Raw genomic sequence first — 25,667 nt, forward strand, 5'->3', positions numbered from 1 at the left:
CTGCATTACTGCAGGCGCTTTCATTTTCGCTCTGGCGATAAACACCATCACTCATCCTGACAGACGGCCATCTCCTGCCGGGCACGACGCCTGAATACCACCGGCTGCACCAGCAGCTGGGCCAGCAGCACCCCGAGCAGGGTCAGGCCACCGCCGATGAGATGGTAAGCGGTCAGCCGCTCCCCGAGCAGTGAGATGGCAAGCCCTGCCGTCATCACCGGCAACAGGTTCATAAAGATGGCAGTGCGGTTGGCACCGATCAGGGTGATCCCCTGCATCCAGAGCCAGGGGCAGAGCGCCGATGCGGGGATCCCCGCATAGAAGATAAGCCAGAGCGCGCGCGCCTCGGGCAGTTGACCATCCACAAGCAGATAGAAGGGGGTCAGCAGCACCACGCTGCAGAGCACCTGACTGTAGAGCAGCGACCAGTTGTCGAGCCCCAGATCCCACTTCTTGAGCAGTACGCTGTAGAGCGCATAGGTGCCGGCCGAGAGCAGCATGTAGACCGAGCCAATCTGGATGCCGTGGGTAAAGAGCCGGGTCGGATCCCCCTGCCCCAGCAAAATGGCCAGCCCCATGATGGAGAGCAGTGCCCCCAGAATGGCACCCCAGGTGGGACGCTCGCGCAGCAACCAGATGCTGAACAACACGGTGAGCAGCGGCGTCAACCCCATCATAAGCCCCATCTCGGTGGCGCCCATGGTTTGCGCCGCGTAGTAGCCGAAGGTCTGGTTTAGCACCATGCCAAGCAGCGCCAGCGCGGCGATCTGCCAGATACCGGCACGCAGGCGGGCCCGCTCGCGCCATACCCGGCGCGCCAGAAAAGGGGTCAGAACCAGCGCAGCCACCACCCAGCGGGACCAGGCGAACGCGGCGGGCGACAAGACACCCACCGCCAGTTTGCTGACGACGCCATTGCCAGCCCAGATGGCAATGCAGGAGAGAGGGAACAGAAAGGCAAGGGGCATCAACGGCTCCGGCATCCCGAACGAGAATTGAGCGAGGCAGTATAGGGGGCAACGGGTGAGAAACAAAGCAGCCATCAAGGCAGGCACGAGAGAGAAAACCGGATCGACAAAAACAAATATGCCCGCATAACGCGGGCATATCCGTGCAGAAACACGCTCAGAAGATTATCACGCCGCATCCATGTGCAGTCTGGAGATCAGCTCATTGACCTCGGTGACTGTCTGACGGTGGGGAATGTCCGCCTGGCTCGGCATGAGCAACAAACCGGACTGAAAATCAAACCGCCCCCGACCATGGATATAGATCCGACCTTTAAAGAAGGTTTTGACGTGTTTTGCCACCATCAGTGGCAGGTACTTCTTGAACACTCTCATCGTTTGCAACCTCTTGCAGTTGTATCCGTATGACAGCAGCTTCTGCGAATTAATTCCGTAAAATAATCATAAAAATCCGGAAAACTCGCCCATCTCTTCCCAAAAAATTCAATCTATAACTTTTTATTAACTTTTAGCCTATTGTATGCGGCCCTTCGAGCCAGAGCAAGGATCCTTTGCCATTGTGCCACTCGATGCAGGCTATGCCAGAGGTGGCGAACATGGGGGCTCCGGCGGCCGGGCAGAGGCTCTGCACCAGATATCCCACCAGCGGCAGATGGCTCACCAGCATGATCTGCTGATGCCGTTCTGCCAGCGCGGTCAGGTAGCTGGAGACAAAAGCGGGATCACCATAAGGGGTGATGTCACCGCTCTCCTCTACCACGACGGCGTCGGGTAATTCCTTGCATATGGTCTGCCAGGTTTGGCGGGCGCGCAGATAGTTGCTGTGGATCACCCGATCGATACGACCGGTCAGCTGAGGCGCCAACCAGCGGGCCATCAGAAGGGACTCTTCAATGCCCTGCTCGGTCAATGGACGCTGTTCATCAGTTTTCGCATTCATGCCAGCCTGGCCATGACGCATGATATAGATCTTCATTACAACCTCGCCCAACGGGCCTGTTTTGATAGCCGGGGGATCTTACCCCGCCACGGGTGTTGAAACAATTGCGCTACCTCTCAGAAAAGGGTTTGCCTCACCGGGTAGCGGGGTCGATAATCATGTTTAAATTCAAATAAATCCAACGTGAGTCGCCCACCAATGAGCCCATATGCCAGTCCCAATGACCATCGGCAATACCACTATCTGGAGCTGGCAAACCGGCTCAGGGTCTTGTTGATTTGCGATCCCGATACCGATAAATCCGCCGCATCTCTGGCGGTCAATACCGGCCATTTTGACGATCCGGCCGACCGGCAGGGGATGGCTCACTTTCTCGAACACATGCTCTTTCTCGGTACCGCTACCTACCCCAAGCCAGGTGAGTACCAGCAATTTATGAGCCGTCACGGCGGCAGCAACAACGCCTGGACCGGCACCGAGTTCACCAACTTCTTTTTCGAGATCGACAACGGCTTCTTCGAGGCGGGTCTCGACCGGTTCGCCCAGTTCTTCATCTGCCCCACGTTCGATCCGGAGTGGGTCGACAAGGAGCGCAACGCGGTCGACTCCGAATATCGCCTCAAACTGCAGGATGATGTGCGCCGCAGCTATCAGGTACACAAGGAGACGGTCAACCCCGCTCACCCCTTTGCCAAGTTTTCGGTGGGCAACCTCGATACCCTGGCCGATCTGCCGGGGCGGGATCTGCGCTCCGACCTCATCAACTTCTACGAGAGCCACTACAGCGCGGATCGCATGGCGCTGGTGATGATGTCGCCCGCCGACATCGACACCCAGCTGCAGTGGTGCTGTCGCTATTTCGCTCCCATTTTGAATCGCAATTTGGGAACGCCGACTCTCGATATGCCACTCTACCGGCTCGACGACCTCGGCATCCGCATCCAGATCAAACCGGTGAAAGAGACCCGCAAACTGGCGCTCACCTTCCCGCTGCCCAATGTGGACGCCTTTTATGACAAAAAGCCCCTCACCTTCCTGAGCCACCTTATCGGCTACGAAGGAGATGGCAGCCTGCTCTCATTGCTTAAAGCGAAAGGCTGGGTCAACCAGCTCTCGGCAGGCGGCGGCATCAGCGGCGCCAACTTCAAGGATTTTGGCGTCAACTTCGGCCTCACCCCGCTCGGCCTTGAACATGTGGACGAGATCGTGGCCTTCCTGTTTGGCTACCTCAAGCTTATCGACCGAGCAGGGCTGCAGGCTTGGCGCTACGACGAGAAGCGCACCGTGCTTGAGTCGGCATTCCGATTTCAGGAGCGCGGCCGCCCGCTCGATACCGTCTCGGGGCTGGTGCTCAACCTCTTTAGCTACCAGCCGGAGGATCTGCTCTACGGCGACTACATGATGCGGGAGTATGACGAGGCGCTGATCCGTCGCTTCCTCGCCAAGCTCACCCCGCACAACCTGCGCATGACCATCACAGCGCCGGAGGTGACTACCGACCGGCTGGCCCGCTGGTATCAGACCCCCTACAGCGTGGCGACCATCACCGAGGCGGAGAAGATCCGCTGGCAGCAGAGCGAACCGGACAAGGCACTGGCGCTGCCCAAGCCCAACCCCTTTATCAGCAGCCGGCTCGATCCGCGCACGCCGGAGATCGCCGCCGAGATGCCAGCCTGTCTTATCGATCGCCCCGGCTTTCGCCTCTGGCACCTCCATGAGCACCTGTTCAGCGTGCCCAAGGGCAATCTCTATATCTCCATCGACAGCGAGCACGCGGTCAAAAGCCCGCGCCACATCGCCATGGCGCGCCTCGCGGTGGAGCTTTTGGCCGACCATCTCAATGCCCTCACCTATCCGGCGGAGCTGGCGGGGCTTGGTTACCAGATCTATGCCCATCAGGGGGGCTTTACCATCAACCTGAGCGGCTTTGCCGACAAGCAGCCGCTGCTGCTCGACATGATCCTTGGCAACCGCACCCTGGGTTATCCCGACCCGGGCCGCTTTAACGAGATCAAGGAGGCGCTCATCCGCAACTGGGACAACCAGTCCAAGGCGCGCCCCATCTCCCAGCTGTTCAACCAGCTCACCAGTTTGCTGCAACCCAACAACCCGCCGTTCGAGCAGCTGCTGCGCCACCTGCGCACCGTCGAGCTCTCCGAGATGCCTGACTTCGTGGCGAGCCTCTTTGCCGAGGTGCATATCGAGACGCTGGTGCACGGCGACTGGACGGCGGCCGAGGCGCTGGAGCTGGCGGCGCTGATGGAGCGCCACCTGAGCGATATCAATGGCACCAGTAGCAAACCGAGTGGCGAGACCCGCCGCCCGCTCATCTCGATTCAGGACAGGGGCACCCTTATTCGCGAGCAGGGCTGCGAGCACGAAGATTCGGCGCTCCTGGTCTACTACCAGTCCCGCACCACCCGGGCACGGGATCTCGCCTGCTTTACCCTGGCCAACCACATCATGTCCTCCACCTTCTTCCACGAGCTGCGCACCCGCCAGCAGCTCGGTTATGTGGTGGGGGCAGGCAACCTGCCGCTCAATCGCCACCCGGGTCTGATTTTCTATATCCAGTCGCCGGTAGCGGGGCCCCAGCATCTGCTCGATGCGGTGGAGGAGTTTATCGACCTCTTCCCGCTGGCCATGCTCGAATTTACCGAGCAGCAGTGGCAGGAGAGCAAGGCCGGGCTGCAGGCCCAGCTCAGCGAGCGCGACGCCAATCTGCGCAGCCGCGGCCAGCGGCTGTGGGTCAGTATCGGCAACAAGGATCTGGGGTTCGATCAGCGGGAACGGGTCTGCGAGGAGGTGGGCAAGCTGACGCGCGCCGATCTGGTGCGTTTTATCACCCAGCTGCGTTCACGCACCTCCGATCGGCTGATCCTCTGCAGCTACGGGCAGGGCCACGAGCACGAGGAGCGGATCACCGGCCAGTTTATCGACGACCCGCGGGCCTTCCGGCTCAATGCCGCCACCTTCGAGGCCTGATCAGGCCTCGCATCTCCCCGTTTTTCCTGCCCACGGCAAATCGCAGCCAATAAAAAGCCGACCCACGAGGGTCGGCTGGAAAAACCATAACAATTGCGACAAAGCCGCCAAAAGTGAACATGAGCGTGAAAATCAGACACTGAGTTGATGACAGGCAAGCAGGAAACCCCTTGAACTCGCCGTACAATGCCAACAGTGATTGAGAAACAGCCACATCTTAGGCACTCCCCCCGAAAACCACGTTGATCTACGTCAAAGGAGGTAGCGAAGAGTCCACCTGACGACTCATTTGCCCTGCCGGATCACTCTTTGCCGCCCGCCAGCCGCCTCTCAGGCGCGGCGGATCAGGCGATAGGCCACTTCGTCGAAATAGGAGAGCTGACCGGAGAGCACCCGCGGGTGATCCACCTCGGCAGCACGCCCCAACACCTCGACCCGAAAGTCCCGTTCAAACAACGCCCGCACCTCCATCTCCCCCACCGAGAAGGGCGGCTGGCTCTGCTGCTCCGGCTGATATTCAAGGGTCACCAGCAAGATCTGGCCCCCCTCCTCCACCAACCGGCTCATCAGCGCGGCATACTGGCGGCGCATGGCGGTTGGCAGGGCGATCAGCGCCGCCCGGTCATAGACCAGCCGATAGCGGCGACCCAGCTCCGGCGCGGCAAAGAAATCCCCCTCGAAGATGCGCAGGCTATCGACCTGATGGCACTGATAGGGGCCCACCTCGCTCACCGTCGCCTTCAGGTGGTTTTCACTGAAAAAGCTGTCGATAGCGACGGAGGAGAGCTCGAAGCCATCGACCGGATGGCCCTGCCCGCTCAGCCAGAGCATGTCGCGGGACTTGCCGCACAGGGGCACCAGCACCGGCTCGTCCGGCTGCTGCGCCGACCACCAGGATTGCAGCCAGCGGTTGAAATCTGCCTGATGAAAGCCAATCCGGTTCTCTTCCCAACGCTGATGCCAAAACGCAGCTTCCATCATGATTCCCCATTGCTTACGAAAAATTGCTTACTAAAAGATGCCTCAATATCACAACTTAACCGGCACCACGCAACCCTCTGCCCACCCTTTTTATCGGGCGGCCCCTCACCGCATCTCCCGTGATGGCCTGCGGGGTACTCTGGCCTCTCCGGCAGGCAAAAAGGGGCTTAAACCCATGCCAAAACGGCATGGTTTGGTGATAATTGATGAGCAAAAGAGGAGGATTTAACGGGCCGAAGAGGCCCGCAAGGTCACAACAGCGTGCTGCGCGCCGCCGCGAGCTGACGGCCGATCTCGGCAAAATCGGGCCGCTCGCAGTGCAGTTCAGAGAGGCAGGCCGCGGCAAGCTGGTGCAGATCGGCAAGCTGCGCTTCATCAACATCGCCATCGCAGCGCGCCAGCAGCTCCTCCAGCAGACAGCCAAAGGCGCGCACCTCCAGTCGCTCCAGCCCCTGCGCCAGCTCGCGATCATGCAGGTCATAGAGGGAAGCGGCGCCAAAATCGCCGAGCAGGGCGTGGGCAGAGGGCCCGCGGGTAAAGAGGATATTGTGACCGTAGAGATCCCCGTGCATGATGCCGGCCTGGTGCAGATGGCCCGCCACCGAGGCAATCCCCTGGGCCAACGTCAGCGCCTCGGCCAGGGTAAAGCACAGCCCTTCGTCATAAACATCGCGGGTGCAGGAGGCCAGACTCGGCGGCCCCGCCAGATTGGCAAAGGCCGGGTCGATCAGCGCCATCACCAGCGCCGGCATACCGGATGGGTGATCGGCCACCCGCCCCAGCACGGGGATCAGGTTGGGGTGAGCACCTGCCGCCAGCGACGCCGCCATCTCGCACTGGGGCAAGCCATCGCTGGTCACCGCCCCCTTGAAGATCTTGACCGCTACCTCATTCGTGCCAATGCCCTCGCTCGACTCATCGGTCATCCGCTCCGCCATCAGCGGCTCACTGCGCATAGCCGCGCGATGGATAACGCCAGAAGCCCCCTGCCCCAGCTGCTCGCCGAGCGCCAGGCGCTGCCATGACAGGGTGGCAACCTGCTCATCGCTGATGGCGCGCGCCTCCGCCCCCTCGCTAAAGGGGTTGCCGGAGTAGGCAAGCCAGGCAAGGCGCGGCAGCGAGAGCAGCCACTCGGGGAAGCGCTCAATACGGTTGGCGGCGATGCGCAGCAGCTCAAGACGGTGGCAATTGGCAAGGCTGGCCGGCAGCTCGCGCAGGCGGTTGCCCGCCAGCATCAGCTTTTGCAGGGCGTCGCACTGGCCCAGCTCATCGGGCAGCCGCTCAATTGCGTTATCGGTCAGGATCAGCCAGCGCAAACCGGCGGGCAGCGCTTTGGCCGAGACGGTGGCAATCTGGTTGGCCTTAAAGCCCACCATGGTGAGCGCCGGACAGCGCCCCAACACCTCGGGCAGCTCGGTAAAGCGGTTCTCGGAGCAGAAGATAATGCGCAGTTTGCCAAACCCAGCCAGCTCGTCAGGGAGCGCGCTCAGCTGGTTGCCGGTCAGATCCAGCACCTCCAGCGTCTCTTTCAGGCTCAAAATCTCGTGGGGGAAAACCGCGAGGTTTTCACAAAGCTTCAGATGGCGGGCACCGCACAGTTCACCCGCGCGCAGCTGTTCCAGAGTATGCATAACCGTTTCTCAATCCTGATGATCTGCCTGATGGCACAGCGACCATCAGCGCGCGCCGAACCCGGGTCCGGCGATTTTAAAGGGGGGCATTATAAAGAATTCGGGGCGCAGATCGCCCCTTTTGTTGCTTTGGCAAGGCTCGGCGCTCAGCCGCCCCCGAGCGAATTGACGAAGAGATGTAGGGTGCAATAAGCGCAGCGCATTGCACCATTAACAACGTGGATTTTGTGCAAGGAATTAATCACGAAAGAAAAGGTGCAATTCACGTTGTTCATTGCACCCTATGAGGTGTATTTATTCAACATCCCCCCAGAAAAAAACAGGTCTATTATTGATATCACGCAAGCTTTCTTATCAAAAAAGCAGATTATCACACATCTAAAACTGGAACACTCACCAAATTTACCCATGATAATAAAGTCAAAATGGTGAGTATCCCAAAACCCCTACACTAATATTTTAAAACACCCAAAGGATTCTAATGAATAGGGTGCTATGGCCTTTTATTACCAACCCATGTTGACAGAAAAAGCAATAGCGGTATGGATGCTGAAAAAATGATATAAACGCAGATCACCAATGTAGTTCCTGAGGGTAAGAACCAAACTAGCAAGCTTACTATGGCGCTAAAAAAAAGACTTTCGATAGCATAATACAAAGCCGTTGCTAGCCCGGCTGAATGAGAAAATGAAGATAATGCACCATTAGCGGTTACAGCGCAGGTTAAGGCAATGTGTACTCCAATTAAGTACATCGGCAGCATAAATCCGAACAGATTCAACCCATTGAACCATTCAATACCATACAATAGCCCACCGCTTAACATCATGCCTGTCAGTCCTCGAATCACAGTCCCTTGTGTGCCCCAACGCTTGACTAAACACTTAACAAAGCGAGTGGTAATAATCATGATGATTGCAACCGAGCCAAACCACAGGCTAAAAGCCATTTTATCAAGGCCTAACTTGTCTATTAGAATGCTTGGCGAAGCCGAAAAATAGACAAAGAAAGCCCCCATGGCCGTACCGTAAGCTAATGTATAACTCCAGAATTCCTTAGAACCAAGAATGGTAAAACATCTCGACCATTCAAAGGGATGAGTTTGCTCTGGGCGAGTTTCTGGCCATTTCAGTAAGGAATGTATTCCTATCATGGCAGCAAAAATACCTAATGTGTAGAAGATCCCTCTCCAGTGCCAGAGCCCATCGATAAGAGAACCAATAAATGGCGCAATCGCAGGCACCACCGCAAGAACTGAGCCCATAATAGCGTAAATGACGACACCTTCTTCTCTATCTGCAAACACATCCCGTACAGTCGCAAATGCACTTACCAGAATGGCAGAGGCACTTAACGCCTGTATGAGCCGAAGCAGCAGAAACAGACTAAAACAATTGCTCAGCGCCATCGAAAAACTGGAGCAGGAATAGACCAAAGCCCCGACAATAATCACCCATCTACGTCCAAGCGCATCGGATAACGGCCCAAATAACAATTGTCCCAAACCCAACATAACCATATATAGGGTCAAGGTGATCTGTATTTGATCTTGGCTAACACTAAACTCCTGACGAATATCGTTAATAACAGGTAGGTAAAGATCCATGCCAAGGGAAGCGAGTAAATCAAAAGGAATTATTAATAAAAGAGAATACACAAATGTGTAGTCCCATTTTCGAACCTTATTTGTTTCAATAAATTTCATTATTTTTACATCCAATTATTGCTATGAAGGTTTACAGCGATAATTGGATAAAAGGCACTGCCCTCTTCATCTTTAACCTCCACTTAGCCCTATCATGCGGCTTGTCAGTAAAATAATTTAAATAAGTCTGCTACATACATCTTGCATAAGAAGACGCGACGTATTTTGACACACAAAGCACCTCAATTACCATATCTTTTCACCTTGTTGACAAAATTCGTAACCCTGAATCCCTCAGGACTAGCCTATGCACTTAAGCAATTTAAACCATGTTATAAAAATCCATGATCTTAGTATGGCTGTTTTATTTATATCAGAGTCAATAAGCTGGGCCTTCATATAATCGGGAATAAGTTCACCATATTGAGAAGAGGAGATAACACAAGAAAAGAGGGTAATGACCGTTTCCTAAGCAAGATCAAGAAATTACTCCATCTTGGAAGGATACCTCAGTATCTTGCATCACGATGCTATAGACGCGCCAGGTATCCTGCTTCATTTCCGGCGAGGCGCCCGGATAAGCTGTTATGGTATTGCTCCTCTACATGGCACCGAATCGAGAACCATGACTCATAAGAAGCCCAGTCTCGGCGCTAATTTTCTCGTAATCCATTGGAAAAATGAGAAGACGCCCTAAGGCGTCTTTCTTATCACTGAGATGTGGGTCAAACCGGTTAGAGGCGACTCCACCTTCCCACATAGCCCCACACCCGATCAGATCGGGGTGATGGAGGTGATATGGGCCGAGCCATCCAGAGACTGGAAGATCTGCACCACGGCTTCGCCATGGATCGGCTGGGCGAGCGGCACAGTGCTCTTGCACTTGAAGCGGTAGTTGGTACCAGCCACCACCTGGGTGGAGACTTCAAAGGGGGTGTACTGTACCCCGACAAATCCTTTCATCGCCTGGTTGAACACTGCCTGATCCTCGGCGGTCAGCTTGTGATATGCGGTCCATCCACCTACCAACACTGCTTGTTCTGACATATCAAACTCTCCGTGCTCTATGATCCCGACTCGTTTGGCCGATCGGGCTGCGCCCCGTTGATTCAAGTGGTTTCCGGTCTCCACCGGGAGCCGCTGCCGGTTGGCACGCTGACTCCCCTTTGCCGCATCGCGCCCCTGTTGCTGCCCGCCTTGCCTGATAAGGCTTGCTGGCGCTGTATCATCAGGGGCCGGTCGCAATGGGCATGAAAGAGCCTAGTGCCGATGCCAGAAATCGCCTCCTGTTAGATGTGACAGGGGCACGCCCGGGCAAAGCTGCTAGCGGGCAGTAAATTGCGGCGCAAACGATTGGAAAAAGAAAAGACGCCGCAAGGGCGTCTTTTTGCATTTTTATGCTCGATGGGTTGAAGGGCGCGCGCCGCTTATTCCCATTCGATGGTTGCGGGCGGCTTGCCGGAGACGTCGTACACCACGCGGGAGATACCGTTGATCTCGTTGATGATGCGATTCGATACGTGACCGAGGAAGTCGTACGGCAGGTGAGCCCAGTGGGCGGTCATAAAGTCGATGGTTTCGACAGCGCGCAGGGCAATGACCCAGTCATATTTGCGACCATCGCCCATCACGCCAACGGAGCGCACCGGCAGGAACACGGCAAACGCCTGGCTGACCTGGTTGTAGAGGTCGGCTTTGCGCAGCTCTTCGATAAAGACCGCATCGGCGCGGCGCAAGATATCGCAGTACTCTTTCTTCACTTCGCCAAGGACGCGCACGCCCAGACCCGGGCCCGGGAACGGGTGACGGTAGAGCATGTCGTAGGGCAGACCCAGCTCGAGGCCGACGCGGCGCACTTCATCTTTGAACAGCTCGCGCAGCGGCTCGACCAGACCCATCTTCATCTCTTCCGGCAGGCCGCCGACGTTGTGGTGAGACTTGATGACGTGGGCCTTGCCGGTCTTGCTGGCAGCAGATTCGATCACATCCGGATAGATGGTGCCTTGCGCCAGCCACTTGGCGTTTTTCAGCTTTTTCGCTTCATCGTCAAACACTTCAACGAAGACGCGGCCGATGATCTTGCGCTTGGCTTCCGGCTCGTCAACACCGGCCAGCGCAGAGAGGAAGCGCTCTTCGGCATCGACCTTGACGATGTTCAGACCAAAGTGATCGCCAAACATCTCCATCACCTGGGTGCCTTCGTTCAGGCGCAGCAGGCCGTTGTCCACGAAGACGCAGGTGAGGCGATCGCCGATGGCGCGGTGCACCAGCATGGCGACCACGGAAGAGTCGACACCGCCGGAGAGGCCGAGGATCACTTCATCGTCACCCACCTGCTCGCGGATGCGGGCAACGGCGTCGTCGATGATGGTGGCCGGGGTCCAGAGGCATTCGCAGCCGCAGATGTCTTTGACGAAGTGCTCCAGCATGCGGGCACCCTGACGGGTGTGGGTCACTTCCGGGTGGAACTGCACGCCGTAGAAGCGCTTGGCTTCGTTGGCCATGGCCGCGTGCGGGCAGGTCGGGGTCTGGGCGATGGTGGTGAAGTCGGCCGGAATGGTGGTGACCTTGTCACCGTGGCTCATCCAGACATCCAGCAGGGCATTGCCGTTGTCGGCGATGGCATCTTCGATGTTGCGCAGCAGCGCGCTGCTCTTGCCAGCTTCGCCCAGCACTTCGACCTTGGCGTAACCGAATTCACGCTCGGTAGAGGATTGCACCTTGCCACCCAGCTGCTCGGCCATGGTCTGCATGCCGTAGCAGATACCGAACACAGGGACACCGGCGTTGAACACATACTCGGGGGCGCGCGGGCTGCCCGCTTCGGTGACGGACTCGGGGCCGCCGGAGAGGATGATGCCGCTCGGATTGAATTCGCGGATCTGCTCTTCGGTTACATCCCAGGCCCACAGTTCGCAGTAAACGCCGATTTCGCGCACGCGGCGGGCGATCAGCTGGGTGTACTGGGAACCGAAGTCGAGGATAAGGATACGGTGCTGGTGAATGTCTTTAGTCATTTTATTCCTGCATCAGGCTGATGTTGTCACAAAGGGCACGGGATAAAAAAAGGGTGGAAAAACGGGGCGCAGGGCCCCGTTTTATCAGCCCATCCGATAGTTGGGGGCTTCTTTGGTAATGGTCACATCGTGGACGTGGGACTCTTTCATCCCGGCGCCGGAGATGCGCACGAATTCAGCCTTGGTGCGCATGTCGTCGATGGTGGCGCTGCCGGTCAGGCCCATGGAGGAGCGCAGGCCGCCCATCTGCTGATGGATGATCTCTTTGAGGCGACCTTTATAAGGCACGCGACCTTCGATACCTTCCGGTACCAGCTTGTCAGCCGCGTTGTCGGTCTGGAAGTAGCGATCGCTGGAGCCTTTGGACATGGCGCCCAGAGAGCCCATGCCACGGTAGGATTTGAAGGAGCGACCCTGATAGAGCTCGATCTCGCCCGGCGCTTCTTCAGTACCGGCGAACATGGAGCCCACCATGACGCAGCTGGCGCCTGCGGCGATGGCCTTGGCGATGTCGCCGGAGAAGCGGATGCCGCCGTCGGCGATAACCGGAACGCCGGTGCCTTCCAGCGCATCAACAGCGTCGGAGATGGCAGTGATCTGGGGCACGCCCACGCCGGTTACGATACGGGTAGTACAGATGGAGCCCGGGCCGATACCGACCTTGACGGCGTTGACACCGGCAGCAACCAGCGCCTTGGCGCCAGCGGCGGTCGCCACGTTGCCACCGATGATCTGCAGATCCGGATAGGCTTCGCGGGTGGCTTTGATGCGATCCAGCACGCCCTGGGAGTGTCCGTGGGAGGAGTCGATCAGCAGCACGTCAACACCGGCTTCCACCAGCGCAGCGACGCGCTCTTCGTTGCCGGCACCGGCACCAACCGCAGCACCGACCCGCAGACGACCCTTGTCATCTTTACAGGCGTGGGGCTTGCGCTCGGCTTTCTGGAAATCTTTAACGGTGATCATGCCCTTGAGTTTGAAGTCGGCGTTCACCACCAGCACTTTTTCGATACGGTGCTTTTGCATCAGGGCAACCACCTCTTCACGAGGGGCCCCTTCACGCACGGTGACCAGACGATCTTTCTGGGTCATGATCTGTTCAACGGTCTGGGAGAGGTCAATCACGAAGCGCACGTCACGGCCGGTGATGATACCGACCAGCTGATTGCCGTCAGTCACCACGGGGTAACCGGCGAAGCCATTCTTGTGGCTCAGCTCCTTGATTTGGGCGATGGTCATGTCAGGACGCACGGTGACGGGGTCAGTGACCACGCCGCTCTCGTACTTCTTGACCTTGCGCACTTCGGCAGCCTGCTGCTCGATGGACATGTTCTTGTGGATAAAGCCGATACCGCCTTCCTGGGCCAGTGCGATAGCCAGACGGGCTTCGGTCACTGTGTCCATGGCAGCGGAAATCATCGGGATGTTCAAGCTGATGGCGGAGGTCAGCTTGGTACGCAGATCGGCAGTATTGGGAAGAACTTCGGAGTGGGCGGGAACCAACAGTACATCGTCGAAGGTTAACGCTTCTTTGGCAATCCTGAGCATGGCAATATCTCACCGTTGAGGAAGTGGGGGTGTAAAATATTGCCGACGAAGTTTACTCACGGATTGGTCACTGGTAAAGAAGTTTTTTGAATTTTTTATGGCGTAGCCCTCATTTAGGAGGCCAAAACGCCAAAAAACCAAGATTATCAGTACGAAAACCGCCATTTCAGGGCAAAAGAGTTGGCAAAATGGTGTTTTATGCACCCTGCCCGTTTGCCAGATGCCCCTCTCAGCGCGGTCAGAATGGCTCCCCTTCTCCCTGTCAAAACCACCCGAACAGCGCCGCCAAACCGCTTATTTTTCCACCACTTTTTCCGATAGAAACAGCCGCAATCCAGCGCGAAAATCATCGATTCGGAGAGGCAGTCAGGTCCCCGTTATTGCCACACTATTGCCACACTTCGGAGGCATAAAACTGCACTGTTGCACCTACGAAACGTTCTCTGCCTTGGTGGTTTCACTGGTGCAAAAATTACCCGTTTTCGTGCTGGCAAGTGCTTTCCCGATAATCCTGTTCCTTTGCATCCGACTCTTGCGTATCATGACTAACACACTGAATTGAAATGGAATTTCATGATGGGTCGACAACTTCACCAAGGACGGGCGGCGATTACGCTGGCAGCGCTCGGGGTCGTCTACGGCGATCTGGGCACCAGCCCGCTCTATGCCCTCAAGGAGTGCTTTGCCGGCCACATCGGCTTGCAGCCGGGCCCGCAGGAGGTTCTCTCCCTCATCTCCCTCTTCTTCTGGACCATCATGGTGGTGGTCTCGTTCAAATATGTGCTGCTGGTACTGAGTGCCGACGACAAGGGCGAAGGGGGTGTGCTGACCCTCGCCTCGCTGGCATCGCGCCGCCTCTCGCCCCGCGCTCGCACCATTGCCATGCTGCTTGGCCTGGTCGGGGTAGGACTTTTTGCCGGGGATGCGGTGATCACTCCCGCCATCTCGGTGCTCTCTGCCGTCGAGGGGCTGGAGGTGATCGCCCCGGATCTCGCCCCCTTTGTGCTCCCCGTGACGCTGATCGTGCTGGTGATCCTCTTTGGCGCCCAGCATTACGGCACAGCGGGGATAGGCCAGCTGTTCGGCCCCATCATGCTGCTCTGGTTTGGCGTGCTGGCCTTGCTGGGAGCCATCGAGATCATCCAGAACCCGATCATTCTGCAGGCCATCAATCCGCTTTATGCCATTGATTTTATTGTCGAACGACCCGGTGTTGCTTTCATTACCCTGGGCGCCGTAGTGCTCTGCGTGACGGGCACGGAGGCGCTCTACGCCGACATGGGTCACTTTGGCCGCGGTGCCATCCGACTGGCGTGGGGCTCGCTGGTGATGCCGGCCCTGCTGCTCAACTACTTCGGTCAGGGCGCGCTGCTGCTGCGTAATCCCGCCGCCGTCGAGAACCCCTTCTACCTGCTCGCCCCCTCCTGGCTCACCCTGCCACTGCTGGTGCTGGCCACCATGGCGACCGTCATCGCCTCGCAGGCGGTTATCTCCGGCACCTACTCGGTGGTGCGTCAGGCGATCCTGCTCGGCTATCTGCCCCGTCAGGAGATCCGCCACACCTCCGAGCGGGAGATTGGCCAGATCTACCTGCCGCTGGTGAACTGGTTGCTGCTGGCGGGAATTGTCATCGTGATCCTCTGGTTCCAGACCTCCAGCAATCTGGCCGCCGCCTACGGTATCGCCGTCACAGGTACTATGGTGCTCACTACCCTGCTGCTGATGGTGGTGGCCGCCACGCGCTGGAAGTGGCCACGCTGGCTGATTGCGCTGGTGTGCGCGCCGCTGCTGCTGGTAGACGCCACCTTCTTTGCCGCCAACAGCACCAAGCTGCTGGCGGGTGGCTGGCTCCCCATTCTGTTTGCCCTGCTCGCCATTCTGGTGATGACTACCTGGAAGCGGGGGCGCGAGCTGGTGCTCGATAAACTGGAGAACAAGTCGTTTGCCCTGACCCGCTTTGTCGACAACATGCTTGAGCACCCGCCGCTGCGGGTGCCGGGCACAGCCGTGTTCTTGTCGCGCTCGGAGCAGGTGGAGCCCCACGCCATGCTGCACAATCTCAAACACAACAAGATCCTCCACGAACGGATCATTTTCCTCACCGTTCGCATCAAGGATGAACCCTGGCTCGCCTTTAGCGAACGGGTCCAACTCAAACAGCTCGGGGAGGGTTTTTGGCAAGTGGTGGCCCATTTTGGCTACAAGGAGACCCCCGACATGGAGGAGATCTTTCAAGCCTGTGCCCAGCACGACCTTAAAGTCGCCATGAGCCAGACCTCCTTCTTCCTCTCCCACGAAAATCTGGTCAGCACCGATATTCCGGGCATGGCCCGCTGGCGCGAGGGGCTGTTTGTCTGGATGAATCGCAACGCCCTCAAGGCGACCGATTTCTTCCATATTCCGGCCAACCGGGTGGTGGAGCTGGGGGTATTGCTAGAGCTTTGACACGGCACCACCGGCATCATCAGGAACAGAATCAAAAGCCCTCTTGTAACAGGCAGCAGGCTGACAAGGGGGCTTTTAACACCGACGAAGCGCCGCATTGAGTGTCAATCAGCCAACCTATTACTTGGCCAAACCGATTAAAACGCGATTGATAATAGTTATTGTTTGCTAGCTGTCGAGTGAGGCAAGCTAGCGGCCTTTGCGCCGGGTCAGGCGTCTCATAACTTGCCATTTGAGTATCAATATGACGTTCAGGAAGGGAATCAGGTCATGGCGTCCAGCTATCTAGGATCGGAGCCAATCTCGCTGCCAATGGATGGTGCTATCGGGCCTGCCAAGCTTATCTGTCTGGCCATGGCCATTGTGCTGCACTCTGCCATTTTCTGGTTTGCCTATGATCGCGCTCCCGCACCTGTTGCCCAGCCCCTGCAGATCACTCTGTCCGCTCGCTGGGCTGGTGAAAGCACGACTGCCAAACAACCGGCCAGAAAGGCAGCGCCAACCGCGAAACCTGCGGCAAAGCAGGTTCGGCCTGCCTCCCCCAAAAAGCCGTTAAACAAGAAGGTCAGCAAACCGATCGTCAAACCGGTTGCCCATGCAGCCGCGAAACCGGCTGGAACAGCGGTAAGCCAGCAATCGCAAACGCCTTCCGCGATGCCCGTGAGCCCGCTCACCGACAACAGTTCGAATACAGGCAGCAGCCACTCCACAGCTCCGACAGGCAGCGGCAGCCAACACGCCACCACTGGCAGCAGCGCCCCCATTGCGCGAGATCCCTCCCTGCACAATCCCGAGCCCCCCTACCCCTACGAGTCGCGCAGTCGGGGGGAAGAGGGTCGGGTCATCCTCAAGGTACGGGTCAACGCCGATGGCACGGCAAGCTCGGTGGAGATCGATCAGAGCAGCGGGTATTACCGACTCGACAGGGAGGCGCGCCGCACCGTCAGCCGCTGGCGCTTTATTCCCGGCAAACAGAACAACGTGGCCATCGCGGCCTGGGCAAGAGTCACCATCATTTTTCAGATAAGGGGTTAACCATGGATCCGGAGATTGCCAACAACGGGATGGGGCTTGCCCATCTGCTCACGCAAAACAGCGGCGTTGGCCTGTTGCCATTTGTACTGCTGGTACTGATGTCGCTCGGCACCTGTTACTTTGCTCTGCTCAAGCTCTGGTTTGCCTGGCGCGAGCGGCGCCTTGGCAAACAGTTTGTCGAGCAGTTCTGGCAACACGAGAACGTGCAACAGATGGAGCAGCGACTGGCCAAAGAGATCCCGCAAGACGCCTATAGCCGCTTGACCAATGCGGCGCTGATAGCCATCGGCCAGCTGGAGCGAGCCGGTGCCCGCCCCCGCTCACTGGGTCTGGGATCTCCTGACGAGTATCTGCTGCGCGCCCTGCGTCAGGGGCTCGCTCAGGAGAAGATACGGCTGGAGCAGGGGCTCGCCTTTCTCGCCTCGGTGGGATCTGCCGCCCCCTTTATCGGGCTGTTTGGCACCGTCTGGGGCATCTATCACGCCCTGCTTGCCATCGGCGCCGCCGGTCAGAGCAGTCTCGACAAGGTAGCCGGCCCGGTTGGCGAGGCACTGATCATGACCGGCTTTGGTCTGGCTGTCGCCCTGCCCGCCGTGCTGGTCTACAACTTCTTCGTGCGACGCAACCGCCTGAAGATGGCTGAGCTGGATGCCTTTGCCCACGACCTGTTTGCCCTGCTGCTGACCGGTTTTGAACCGGCTGCCAGCAATGTCACCCGCCTTGCCCAGCGCTCAGCCAAAACGGGAGGCCAATAATGGCATTCGGTTCCCTGCCCGGCGATGAGGATGAGCAGCCCCTCAGTGAAATCAACATGATCCCGATGATCGATGTAATGCTGGTGCTGCTTATCGTCTTTATGATCACCGCCCCCCTGCTCACCAATGCGGTCAAACTCGATCTGCCCAAGGCGAGCAGCCAGCTCAATCAGCCCAAACCGGAGGCGATCACTCTCTCCATCGACAGCGCGGGCAAAACCTACTGGAACGAGCAGGAGGTGGATGAAACGGCGCTGTTGGCCCACATGGAGAGCGCCAGCAAAGCTCCCGGCGAGTTGCCCGAGATCCAGCTGCGCATCGACCAACGGGTCGAATATGGCACCATCGCCAACGTCATGGCAGCGGCGTCTCGCCACGGCCTGCACAAGATCGCGTTTGTCAGCCAGCCACAAAACGAATGAAAGCCCTGCAAGGGCGATATCGGGTGCTCGGGCCGATAGAGGCTCGGCACCTGCCCCTTGCTGGGGTAAGATAGCGTCCATCGTTTTATCCCGGCCCCACCGGGGCAGACCACAGGTACGCCATTGAACCGATTTACCCCATCCAGTGCGGCGAACGGCCGCGAGCAGCAGGTCTTTACCGTCACCCGCCTCAACAGCGCCGTGCGCATGATCCTGGAGCAGGATCTGGGGCTGGTGTGGCTGACCGGCGAACTCTCCAATCTGGCGATGCCAAGCTCCGGCCACTGGTACTTCTCCCTCAAGGACATGTCGGCGCAGGTGCGCTGCGCCATGTTCAAGGGTAACAACCGGCGGGTGGCCTTCCGCCCGCAGGATGGCATGCAGGTGCTGGTGCAGGCGCGGGTCTCCCTCTATGAGCCGCGCGGCGACTACCAGCTGATCATCGAGTCGATGCAGCCTGCAGGTGACGGCGTATTGGCCTTGCGTTTTGAAGAGCTCAAGCGCCGCCTCGGCGCCGAGGGGCTGTTTGAGGAAGGCCGCAAGCGGCCGCTGCCCCGTGAACCGCGGGCGGTGGGCCTTATCACCTCCGCCACCGGTGCCGCCCTGCACGATATGCTGACGGTGCTTAAACGGCGCGCGCCGGATCTGCCGGTCTTTATCTACCCGACTCAGGTACAGGGGAGCGCCGCCATCAGCCAGATCGTCGCGGCGATCGCCAAAGCGAACCAGCGCGCCGAGGTGGATGTGCTGATCGTCGGGCGCGGCGGCGGCTCGCTCGAAGACCTCTGGTGCTTCAACGAAGAGGCGGTGGCGCGTGCCATTGCCCACTCAGCCATACCTGTGGTGAGCGCGGTGGGCCACGAGGTGGATGTCACCATCAGCGACTTTGCCGCCGACTTGCGCGCCCCTACCCCATCGGCCGCCGCCGAGCTGGTGGCGCCGGATCAGAGCGCCCGTGCCCAGCGTCTCGTTCACCTCAAGCAGCGACTGCTGCAGGCGATGAGCCGCCAGCAGACCGCCGCCCGCCACGATTTCATCCTGCTGCAAAAGCGGCTCGACCATCAGGATCCGAAGCGGCGGCTGGAGCAACAATCCCAGCGCCTCGACGAGCTCTCCACCCGTTTGCAGCAGCTATTGCGCCAGCGGCTGCATCAGGGAGAGCGGCGCCTCACCAACCTTGAACTGCGCCTGCAGGGCAAGAGCCCGGAGCGCTTGCTGGCCGCTGGCAAGCGCCGCCACCAGCTGGCCGAGGAGCGGCTTCATGCCCTGATTGCAAAACGGCAAGACCTTGCGAGCCACCGCCTCGCCATGCTTACCGCCCGCCTCGACGGGGTGAGCCCGCTCGCCACTCTGGGGCGCGGCTACTCCATCACCCGCACTGCGCGTGGCGAAGTCATCAGCCGCGCCGATCAGGTCAACCATGGCGACCAGCTCGTCACCACCCTGGCGCAAGGGAGCCTGCAGGTGCGGGTCGAGGGGATCGTCAAGGACTCTGCGCAGTAGATCGGCTGAGTCAAACGACCAGCCAACGAACTATCCAGCCCAGCTGCTGGCCCGTTAATCGGCCAAACAAAAAGGCCACCACCGCAAACACGGTGGTGGCCTTTTTTATCTCGGGTGCTGCCGCCCGCTCACCCCTTGGCGCGGCGGGCGACTAGGGTGAACTTGTAATCATCGCTCTTGAAGAAGTTGCGACTGAACTCGAACACGGTGCCATCTTGCAAGAAGCCACGGGAGACCTTCTCGATAATGGGCTTGGCCGGGTCGATACCGAGCGCCTCCACCACCTGCGCCGAGGGGAGCACCGGAATGATCTCCTGCTCGCTGCGGTCGATCACCAGCTGCTTCACCTCTTCGATGTAGTGGTACTTGGAGCCCTGCATCACCGCATAGCTGAGATCGGGGAAGAGAGCGAGCGGCATCCAGGTCTCCTCCAGCGTTACCGCGATCTGGCGAATAAAGCGCACCCGCTTGACGTAGTAGACCAGCGCCCCCTCCACCAGATTGAGCCGCTCGGCCAACTCACTGCTCGCCTTGATCACCTCGAAAGCGAGAATGTCGCTGTGGGTCTCGGCCGCCGGATCGGTCACCTTCTCATAGAGACTGGTGAGCTGATAGATGTCGTAGTTCACCTTCTCCTGCCGCACGTAGCTGCCGCTGCCCTGAATGCTCTCGATGACGTTGAGTTCGGTCAGCTGCTTGAGGGCCTGGCGCACCGTCACCCGGCTCACCCCGAACTGCTCGCGCAGCTCGGCTTCGGTGGGCAGGGCATCGCCGGGGGCCAGCTCCCCTTGCGCAATCCACTGCTGGATGGTGTCGGCTATCTGGCGATACATGGGTTTTTTCGACACGAAAGGCCACCTCGTCGGCTCTGCGCCATGATAAATGGAAGAGGTGCCATTCTACCCCAGTTGCCCGACAGACAAAACGGCTCTGCCTCATTTGACCTAACAAATCGCCTTGATCAAACAATACAAAAACAATACAAATAACAAATTGTATGATACCACTCACAAAAATCAGTCGGCCGGTTTGTTAGCATCGCTGTCACTTTCACCATGACGGCTTGCTGGCAAGCCAACCTGACAGAGGATCATCATGAATCTGACCAGTCTTACCGGCCCCCATCTCATCACGCTGCAAACCCGGTTTGCCGATCGAGATGCGGCCATCCATGCCCTGGCTGATCGGCTCGATCAGGCCGGCAAGCTGCACGACAAGGCCGCCTTTCTGGCCGCGGTCATGGCCCGCGAGGCGCAGGGCCCCACCGCCCTTGGCGAAGGGCTGGCAGTGCCCCACGGCAAGTGCGATGCGGTGCGTGAAGCGGCCTTTGCCGTCGCTACCCTGAGCGAGGAGCTGGGTTGGGAGGGGATCGACGGCCCCGAGCCGGTCAACCTGATCTTCATGCTGGCGATCCCGACCGTTCAGGCGGGCTCCACCCACATGCAGCTGCTCACCACCCTCACCACTGCCCTGGTGGATGACGATACCCGCGAGGCGGTGCTGGCAGCTCAAAGTGCCGAGCAACTGATGGCACTGCTCGATGGTGAGGGGGATAGTGGCAAGCAACCAGCAAAAGAAGACAACTTGGATACAAATAAACCCACTGTGGTCTGTGTCACCGCCTGTCCGGCGGGGATCGCCCACACCTATATGGCTGCCGAGTATCTGGAAAAAGCGGGGCGCAAGCTGGGCATTCGGGTACTGGTCGAAAAACAGGGAGCCAACGGCATCGAGGATCGCTTGCCGCAAGAAGCGCTCGATGCTGCGGTAGCCTGCATCTTCGCCGCCGAGGTGGCCATCAAGGAGCAGGAGCGTTTTTCCGGTATCCCCCGGATCGAGACGCCGGTAGCCGAGCCCATTCGCCATGCCGAGCGGATCCTGAATGAGGCGCTGGAAGCGGCCAAGGGCGGTCGCACCGCCCCGACGCCCAACCCCAACCAGAGCGACGCGCCAACTGGCAAAAAGGTGAGCCTCAAGACCGAGCTCAAGCAGGCGCTGCTGAGCGGCATCTCCTTTGCCGTGCCGCTGATCGTGGCGGGCGGTACCGTGCTCGCCGTCTCTGTGCTGCTGGCCCAGATCTTCGGCCTGCAACATCTGTTTGATACCGAGAACTCCTGGCTCTGGATGTATCGCAAGCTGGGCGGCGGCATGCTGGGCACCCTGATGGTGCCGGTGCTGGCGGCCTATACCGCCTATTCGCTGGCGGACAAACCGGCGCTGGGCCCGGGCTTTGCGGCGGGGCTGGCCGCCAACATGATTGGCTCCGGTTTTCTCGGCGGGGTGGTCGGCGGCCTTATCGCCGGTTACCTGATGCGCTGGGTCAAGCAGCATGTGCGCCTTAGCCCCAACTTCAACGGCTTTCTCACCTTTTACCTCTATCCGGTGATCGGCACCCTGGTGGCGGGCAGCCTGATGCTGTTTGTCATCGGCCAGCCGGTGGCCTGGCTCAACAACAGCCTCACCGAGTGGCTCAACGGCCTCTCCGGCACCAATGCGCTGGTACTGGGCGCCCTGCTCGGCTTTATGTGCTCGTTTGACTTGGGTGGCCCGGTCAACAAGGCGGCCTACGCCTTCTGCCTCGGCGCCATGGCCAACGGGGTCTACGGCCCCTACGCCATCTTCGGCGCGGTCAAGATGGTCTCGGCCTTTACCGTCACTGCCTCCACCCTGCTGGCGCCACGCCTGTTCCAGACCTTCGAGATCGAGACCGGCAAGTCCACCTGGCTGCTGGGGCTGGCGGGGATCACCGAGGGCGCCATTCCGATGGCCATCGAAGATCCGATCCGGGTGATCGGCTCCTTCCTCGCAGGCTCGGTGGTCACTGGCGCCATGGTGGGTGCCATGGGGATTGGTCTCTCCACCCCGGGGGCCGGCATCTTCTCCCTCTTTCTGCTCCACGATGGCGGCCACGGTGCCCTGATGGCTGCCGCCGTCTGGCTCGGTGCGGCGCTGGTGGGCACCCTTATCTCCACTGTGGTGCTGATCGGCTGGCGCCGTCACGCCATGCAGCGCGGCACCTATCAGGTGGTCGCCGCAGAGTAAGGCTCATCTTCACCACCGTTTTTTCAACAGACTATTTTTCCGCACGGCAGGCAAGGGCCGCCGTGCGTCAGCAAAGGATCATTGTCATGACAGTTTCACGAGTTCACATCACGCCACACATGCACTGGGATCGGGAGTGGTACTTCACCACCGAGGTGTCCCGCATCCTGCTGGTCAACAACATGGCGGAGATCCTGGCGCGGCTTGAATCCGACCCCGACTACAAGTTCTATGTGCTGGACGGCCAGACCGCGGTGCTGGAGGATTACTTCGCCATCCAGCCCGAGAACAAGGCCCGGGTGAAGGCGCTGGTGGAGGCGGGCAAACTCATCATCGGCCCCTGGTACACCCAGACCGACACCATGCAGGTAAGCGGCGAGTCCATCCTGCGCAACCTGCTCTACGGGATGCGCGACTGCCTCAGCCTTGGTGAGCCGATGAAGATCGGTTACCTGCCCGACTCGTTCGGCATGTCCTCCCAGCTGCCCCACATTTTCAACGGCTTCGGGATCGAGCGGGCCATGTTCTGGCGCGGCTGCTCCGAGCGCCACGGTACCGACAAGACCGAGTTCCTCTGGCAGAGCAACGATGGCAGCGAGGTGACCGCCCAGGTACTGCCGCTTGGCTACGCCATCGGCAAGTACCTGCCGGAAGATGAGGCAGGTCTGCGCAAGCGGCTCGAATCCTACTTCGAGGTGCTGGAGAAAGCCTCGGTGACTAAGGATATCCTGCTACCCAACGGCCACGATCAGATGCCGCTGCAACAGAACATCTTCGCCATCATCGACAAGCTGCGGGAGATCTACCCCCAGCGTGAATTCCACATGAGCCGCTTCGAGCAGGTCTTCGAGCGCATCGAGGCGTGCCGCGACCAGCTGGCCACCCTCAAGGGGGAGTTCAACGACGGCAAATACATGCGGGTACACCGCACCATCTCCTCCACCCGGATGGACATCAAGCTGGCCCATGCCGCCATCGAGAACAAGATCGTCAACATCCTCGAACCGCTGGCAAGCATCGCCTGGGCGCTCGGCTTTGAGTACCACCACGGGCTATTGGAGAAGATGTGGAAGGAGATCATGAAGAACCACGCCCATGACAGCATCGGCTGCTGCTGCAGCGACAAGGTGCATCAGGAGGTGATGACCCGCTTCATTCTGGCCGACGACATGGCCGAAAACCTGATCCGCTTCTACATGCGCAAGATTGTCGATAACATGCCGGTGGCGCTATGTGAAGACGGCATGCAGGTGGCCGACAAGCTCTGCCTGTTCAACCTGATGCCCTTCCCCCGTCAGGAGGTGATCAACACCAGCATCCGCATTCGCGCCCAATCCTTTGCCCTGCGCGATGAAGCGGGCCAGCCGATCCCCTACTTCATCCGCGCCAAGCGCGAGATTGATCCGGGGCTGGTGGACAGACAAATCGTTCACTACGGCAACTACGATCCCTTTATGGAGTACGACATCCAGCTCTGCCATCCGCTGCCGGCCATGGGCTACTGCACTCTCCATATCGAAGGCAACCAGCCCGGAGTGGAGCAACCGGTGACGGCCAGCGGCAAGCTGCTGGAGAACAATTTTTACCGCATCGCCCTCAATGACAACGGCACTTTGCAGATCCTGGACAAGCTGCGCGGCACCACCTTTGATCAGGTGCTCACGCTGGAAGAGGGCTCCGATGATGGCGACGAGTATGACTACTCGCCATCGCGGGATGAGTGGCTGCGCTACTCCACCGAGTTTGCGGTGACCCGCGAGGTCACCCATGAAGCGTGGCAGAGCATCGCGACCCTCAAACTGCGCATGGCCTTGCCGGCCAACCTCGCCGAGCGGGCCAGCCGCCAGTGCAACGGTCACCTCGATGTCACCTGCCGTATCACGCTGGCGCATCAGAGCCCACGCATCGACATCGAGCTGGAGCTCGACAATCAGGCAGATGATCACAGAGTGCGGGTGCTGATCCCCACCCCCTTCCCGAGCGACACCGTAGTCTCCGACAACCAGTTTGGCTGCATCACCCGCCCCACCCGCGACAGCGCCATGGCGAACTGGGAGGCAGAAGGGTGGAAAGAGGCCCCCATTCCGGTCTGGCAGCTGATGAACTTCGTCGCCCTGCAAGATGGCAAGCAGGGTCTGGCGGTGCTGAGCGACGGTCTGCGTGAGTTTGAAGTGATCGGCGAGCAGTGCGACACTCTGGCACTCACCCTGCTGCGCGGGGTCGGCGTGCTCGGTAAAGAGGAGCTGCTGCTGCGCCCGGGTCGCCCCTCCGGCATCAAGCTGCCGACCCCGGACTCCCAGGTGCGCGGCAAGCTCAGCTGCCGTTTCAGCCTGCTGGCGTTTGCCGGTGATCACATCAGCGCCAACGTGATGCAGGCAGCGCGCAGCTATCTCACCCCGGTGCGCTGCTACAACAAGATCCCGTTCGATGCCATGAAGCTCAACAAGGCAAGCTTCACCACCCCGCTGCACTTCAGTCTGCTCTCCATGGATCCCTCCGGTCCGGTGCTGAACGCCCTGAAAAAGGCCGAGGATGAAGAGGCGCTGGTGATCCGGGTCTACAACCCGAGCGAGCAGGCGGTGCTGGAGGGTGGCAAGGTGGCCAGCCAGCACACCCTGAGCGACTGGCAAGCGGTGCGGATGGACGAGCAGCCCCTGCCCCTTGAGCTGGCTGCTGGCGAGTTTGGCGAACTGGCGCCCTGCCACTCCCGCAGCGTGCGCTTTCGGGTGGATCGCGGCTAACGGCAGGTA

18 protein-coding genes are annotated in these 25,667 nt (G+C 59.3%); 8 read left to right on the forward strand and 10 right to left on the reverse strand.

The features are described from left to right. Positions 1–47 precede the first annotated feature (47 nt). The 3 genes from NOM67_RS04900 to sixA form a co-directional block, all read right to left on the reverse strand. Complete coding sequence (locus NOM67_RS04900; protein ID WP_201929665.1) at positions 48–968, reverse strand: DMT family transporter; 921 nt, start codon at positions 966–968, stop codon at positions 48–50. A gap of 168 nt (positions 969–1,136) precedes the next feature. After that, positions 1,137–1,343 (reverse strand): DUF1107 domain-containing protein, encoded by a 207-nt coding sequence (locus NOM67_RS04905; RefSeq protein WP_026457339.1) that lies wholly within the window; start codon positions 1,341–1,343, stop codon positions 1,137–1,139. Positions 1,344–1,476: 133 nt separating this feature from the next. After that, positions 1,477–1,944 (reverse strand): phosphohistidine phosphatase SixA, encoded by a 468-nt coding sequence (sixA, locus tag NOM67_RS04910; RefSeq protein ID WP_041207521.1) that lies wholly within the window; start codon positions 1,942–1,944, stop codon positions 1,477–1,479. Between the two features lie 162 nt (positions 1,945–2,106). Here sixA and NOM67_RS04915 point away from each other — a divergent pair, with 162 nt between their 5' ends. Then, positions 2,107–4,893, forward strand: coding sequence for an insulinase family protein (locus tag NOM67_RS04915; RefSeq protein WP_255934315.1), 2,787 nt, complete (start codon positions 2,107–2,109; stop codon positions 4,891–4,893). A 330-nt stretch (positions 4,894–5,223) separates the two neighbouring features. Here the strand turns inward: NOM67_RS04915 and NOM67_RS04920 are convergent, their stop codons facing one another. The 6 genes from NOM67_RS04920 to guaB form a co-directional block, all read right to left on the reverse strand. Next, positions 5,224–5,871 (reverse strand): thiopurine S-methyltransferase, encoded by a 648-nt coding sequence (locus NOM67_RS04920; protein WP_255934317.1) that lies wholly within the window; start codon positions 5,869–5,871, stop codon positions 5,224–5,226. A gap of 254 nt (positions 5,872–6,125) precedes the next feature. Then, positions 6,126–7,505, reverse strand: coding sequence for a leucine-rich repeat-containing protein kinase family protein (locus NOM67_RS04925; RefSeq protein ID WP_255934319.1), 1,380 nt, complete (start codon positions 7,503–7,505; stop codon positions 6,126–6,128). Between the two features lie 493 nt (positions 7,506–7,998). Beyond that, positions 7,999–9,210 (reverse strand): CmlA/FloR family chloramphenicol efflux MFS transporter, encoded by a 1,212-nt coding sequence (gene cml, locus NOM67_RS04930; RefSeq protein WP_255934321.1) that lies wholly within the window; start codon positions 9,208–9,210, stop codon positions 7,999–8,001. Positions 9,211–9,924: 714 nt separating this feature from the next. After that, a complete protein-coding gene (locus tag NOM67_RS04935) occupies positions 9,925–10,197 on the reverse strand; it encodes a hypothetical protein (protein ID WP_033115211.1) in 273 nt (90 codons plus the stop codon). A 380-nt stretch (positions 10,198–10,577) separates the two neighbouring features. After that, on the reverse strand, positions 10,578–12,167 hold the full coding sequence (gene guaA / locus NOM67_RS04940; RefSeq protein ID WP_076495702.1) for a glutamine-hydrolyzing GMP synthase: 1,590 nt from the start codon (positions 12,165–12,167) through the stop codon (positions 10,578–10,580). Positions 12,168–12,251: 84 nt separating this feature from the next. Next, positions 12,252–13,715 (reverse strand): IMP dehydrogenase, encoded by a 1,464-nt coding sequence (gene guaB, locus NOM67_RS04945; RefSeq protein ID WP_041207517.1) that lies wholly within the window; start codon positions 13,713–13,715, stop codon positions 12,252–12,254. 558 nt (positions 13,716–14,273) lie between these two features. Between guaB and NOM67_RS04950 the strand changes: the two genes are divergently transcribed. From NOM67_RS04950 to xseA, 5 genes are all read left to right on the forward strand, one after another. Next, entirely contained in the window at positions 14,274–16,160 is a 1,887-nt protein-coding gene (locus tag NOM67_RS04950) for a potassium transporter Kup (protein WP_255934328.1), read from the forward strand. Positions 16,161–16,430: 270 nt separating this feature from the next. Continuing rightward, positions 16,431–17,195 (forward strand): energy transducer TonB, encoded by a 765-nt coding sequence (locus NOM67_RS04955; RefSeq protein WP_341463280.1) that lies wholly within the window; start codon positions 16,431–16,433, stop codon positions 17,193–17,195. A gap of 2 nt (positions 17,196–17,197) precedes the next feature. Continuing rightward, positions 17,198–17,950 carry a MotA/TolQ/ExbB proton channel family protein gene (locus tag NOM67_RS04960; RefSeq protein WP_041207514.1) on the forward strand — a complete coding sequence of 251 codons (753 nt, stop codon included), beginning with the start codon at positions 17,198–17,200 and terminating at the stop codon, positions 17,948–17,950. Beyond that, positions 17,950–18,372, forward strand: a complete 423-nt coding sequence (locus tag NOM67_RS04965; RefSeq protein ID WP_255934331.1) for a biopolymer transporter ExbD — start codon at positions 17,950–17,952, stop codon at positions 18,370–18,372. The genes NOM67_RS04960 and NOM67_RS04965 overlap by 1 nt, the downstream gene beginning before the upstream one ends. Before the next feature lie 123 nt (positions 18,373–18,495). Then, entirely contained in the window at positions 18,496–19,875 is a 1,380-nt protein-coding gene (gene xseA, locus NOM67_RS04970; RefSeq protein WP_255934333.1) for an exodeoxyribonuclease VII large subunit, read from the forward strand. A 128-nt stretch (positions 19,876–20,003) separates the two neighbouring features. On the opposite strand, the gene NOM67_RS04975 is transcribed toward xseA, so the two are convergent. Next, positions 20,004–20,723 carry a GntR family transcriptional regulator gene (locus NOM67_RS04975; RefSeq protein WP_043851054.1) on the reverse strand — a complete coding sequence of 240 codons (720 nt, stop codon included), beginning with the start codon at positions 20,721–20,723 and terminating at the stop codon, positions 20,004–20,006. Positions 20,724–20,970: 247 nt separating this feature from the next. Between NOM67_RS04975 and mngA the strand changes: the two genes are divergently transcribed. Both mngA and mngB read left to right on the forward strand, forming a co-directional pair. Next, positions 20,971–22,917, forward strand: coding sequence for a PTS 2-O-a-mannosyl-D-glycerate transporter subunit IIABC (mngA, locus tag NOM67_RS04980; protein WP_255934342.1), 1,947 nt, complete (start codon positions 20,971–20,973; stop codon positions 22,915–22,917). Between the two features lie 86 nt (positions 22,918–23,003). After that, positions 23,004–25,658 carry a mannosylglycerate hydrolase gene (gene mngB, locus NOM67_RS04985; protein ID WP_255934344.1) on the forward strand — a complete coding sequence of 885 codons (2,655 nt, stop codon included), beginning with the start codon at positions 23,004–23,006 and terminating at the stop codon, positions 25,656–25,658. The last annotated feature ends 9 nt before the right edge of the window (positions 25,659–25,667 follow it).

It is taken from the genome of Aeromonas sp. SG16 (genome assembly GCF_024436135.1).
In the GTDB taxonomy this organism is placed as follows: domain Bacteria; phylum Pseudomonadota; class Gammaproteobacteria; order Enterobacterales; family Aeromonadaceae; genus Aeromonas; species Aeromonas jandaei.

Coding starts and splice junctions, on each gene's coding strand:
- NOM67_RS04900 (WP_201929665.1), bottom strand. CDS start 968: ATGCCCCTTGCCTTTCTGTTCCCTCTCTCCTGCATTGCCATCTGGGCT.
- NOM67_RS04905 (WP_026457339.1), bottom strand. CDS start 1,343: ATGAGAGTGTTCAAGAAGTACCTGCCACTGATGGTGGCAAAACACGTC.
- sixA (WP_041207521.1), bottom strand. CDS start 1,944: ATGAAGATCTATATCATGCGTCATGGCCAGGCTGGCATGAATGCGAAA.
- NOM67_RS04915 (WP_255934315.1), top strand. CDS start 2,107: ATGAGCCCATATGCCAGTCCCAATGACCATCGGCAATACCACTATCTG.
- NOM67_RS04920 (WP_255934317.1), bottom strand. CDS start 5,871: ATGGAAGCTGCGTTTTGGCATCAGCGTTGGGAAGAGAACCGGATTGGC.
- NOM67_RS04925 (WP_255934319.1), bottom strand. CDS start 7,505: ATGCATACTCTGGAACAGCTGCGCGCGGGTGAACTGTGCGGTGCCCGC.
- cml (WP_255934321.1), bottom strand. CDS start 9,210: ATGAAATTTATTGAAACAAATAAGGTTCGAAAATGGGACTACACATTT.
- NOM67_RS04935 (WP_033115211.1), bottom strand. CDS start 10,197: ATGTCAGAACAAGCAGTGTTGGTAGGTGGATGGACCGCATATCACAAG.
- guaA (WP_076495702.1), bottom strand. CDS start 12,167: ATGACTAAAGACATTCACCAGCACCGTATCCTTATCCTCGACTTCGGT.
- guaB (WP_041207517.1), bottom strand. CDS start 13,715: ATGCTCAGGATTGCCAAAGAAGCGTTAACCTTCGACGATGTACTGTTG.
- NOM67_RS04955 (WP_341463280.1), top strand. CDS start 16,431: ATGGCGTCCAGCTATCTAGGATCGGAGCCAATCTCGCTGCCAATGGAT.
- NOM67_RS04960 (WP_041207514.1), top strand. CDS start 17,198: ATGGATCCGGAGATTGCCAACAACGGGATGGGGCTTGCCCATCTGCTC.
- NOM67_RS04965 (WP_255934331.1), top strand. CDS start 17,950: ATGGCATTCGGTTCCCTGCCCGGCGATGAGGATGAGCAGCCCCTCAGT.
- mngA (WP_255934342.1), top strand. CDS start 20,971: ATGAATCTGACCAGTCTTACCGGCCCCCATCTCATCACGCTGCAAACC.
- mngB (WP_255934344.1), top strand. CDS start 23,004: ATGACAGTTTCACGAGTTCACATCACGCCACACATGCACTGGGATCGG.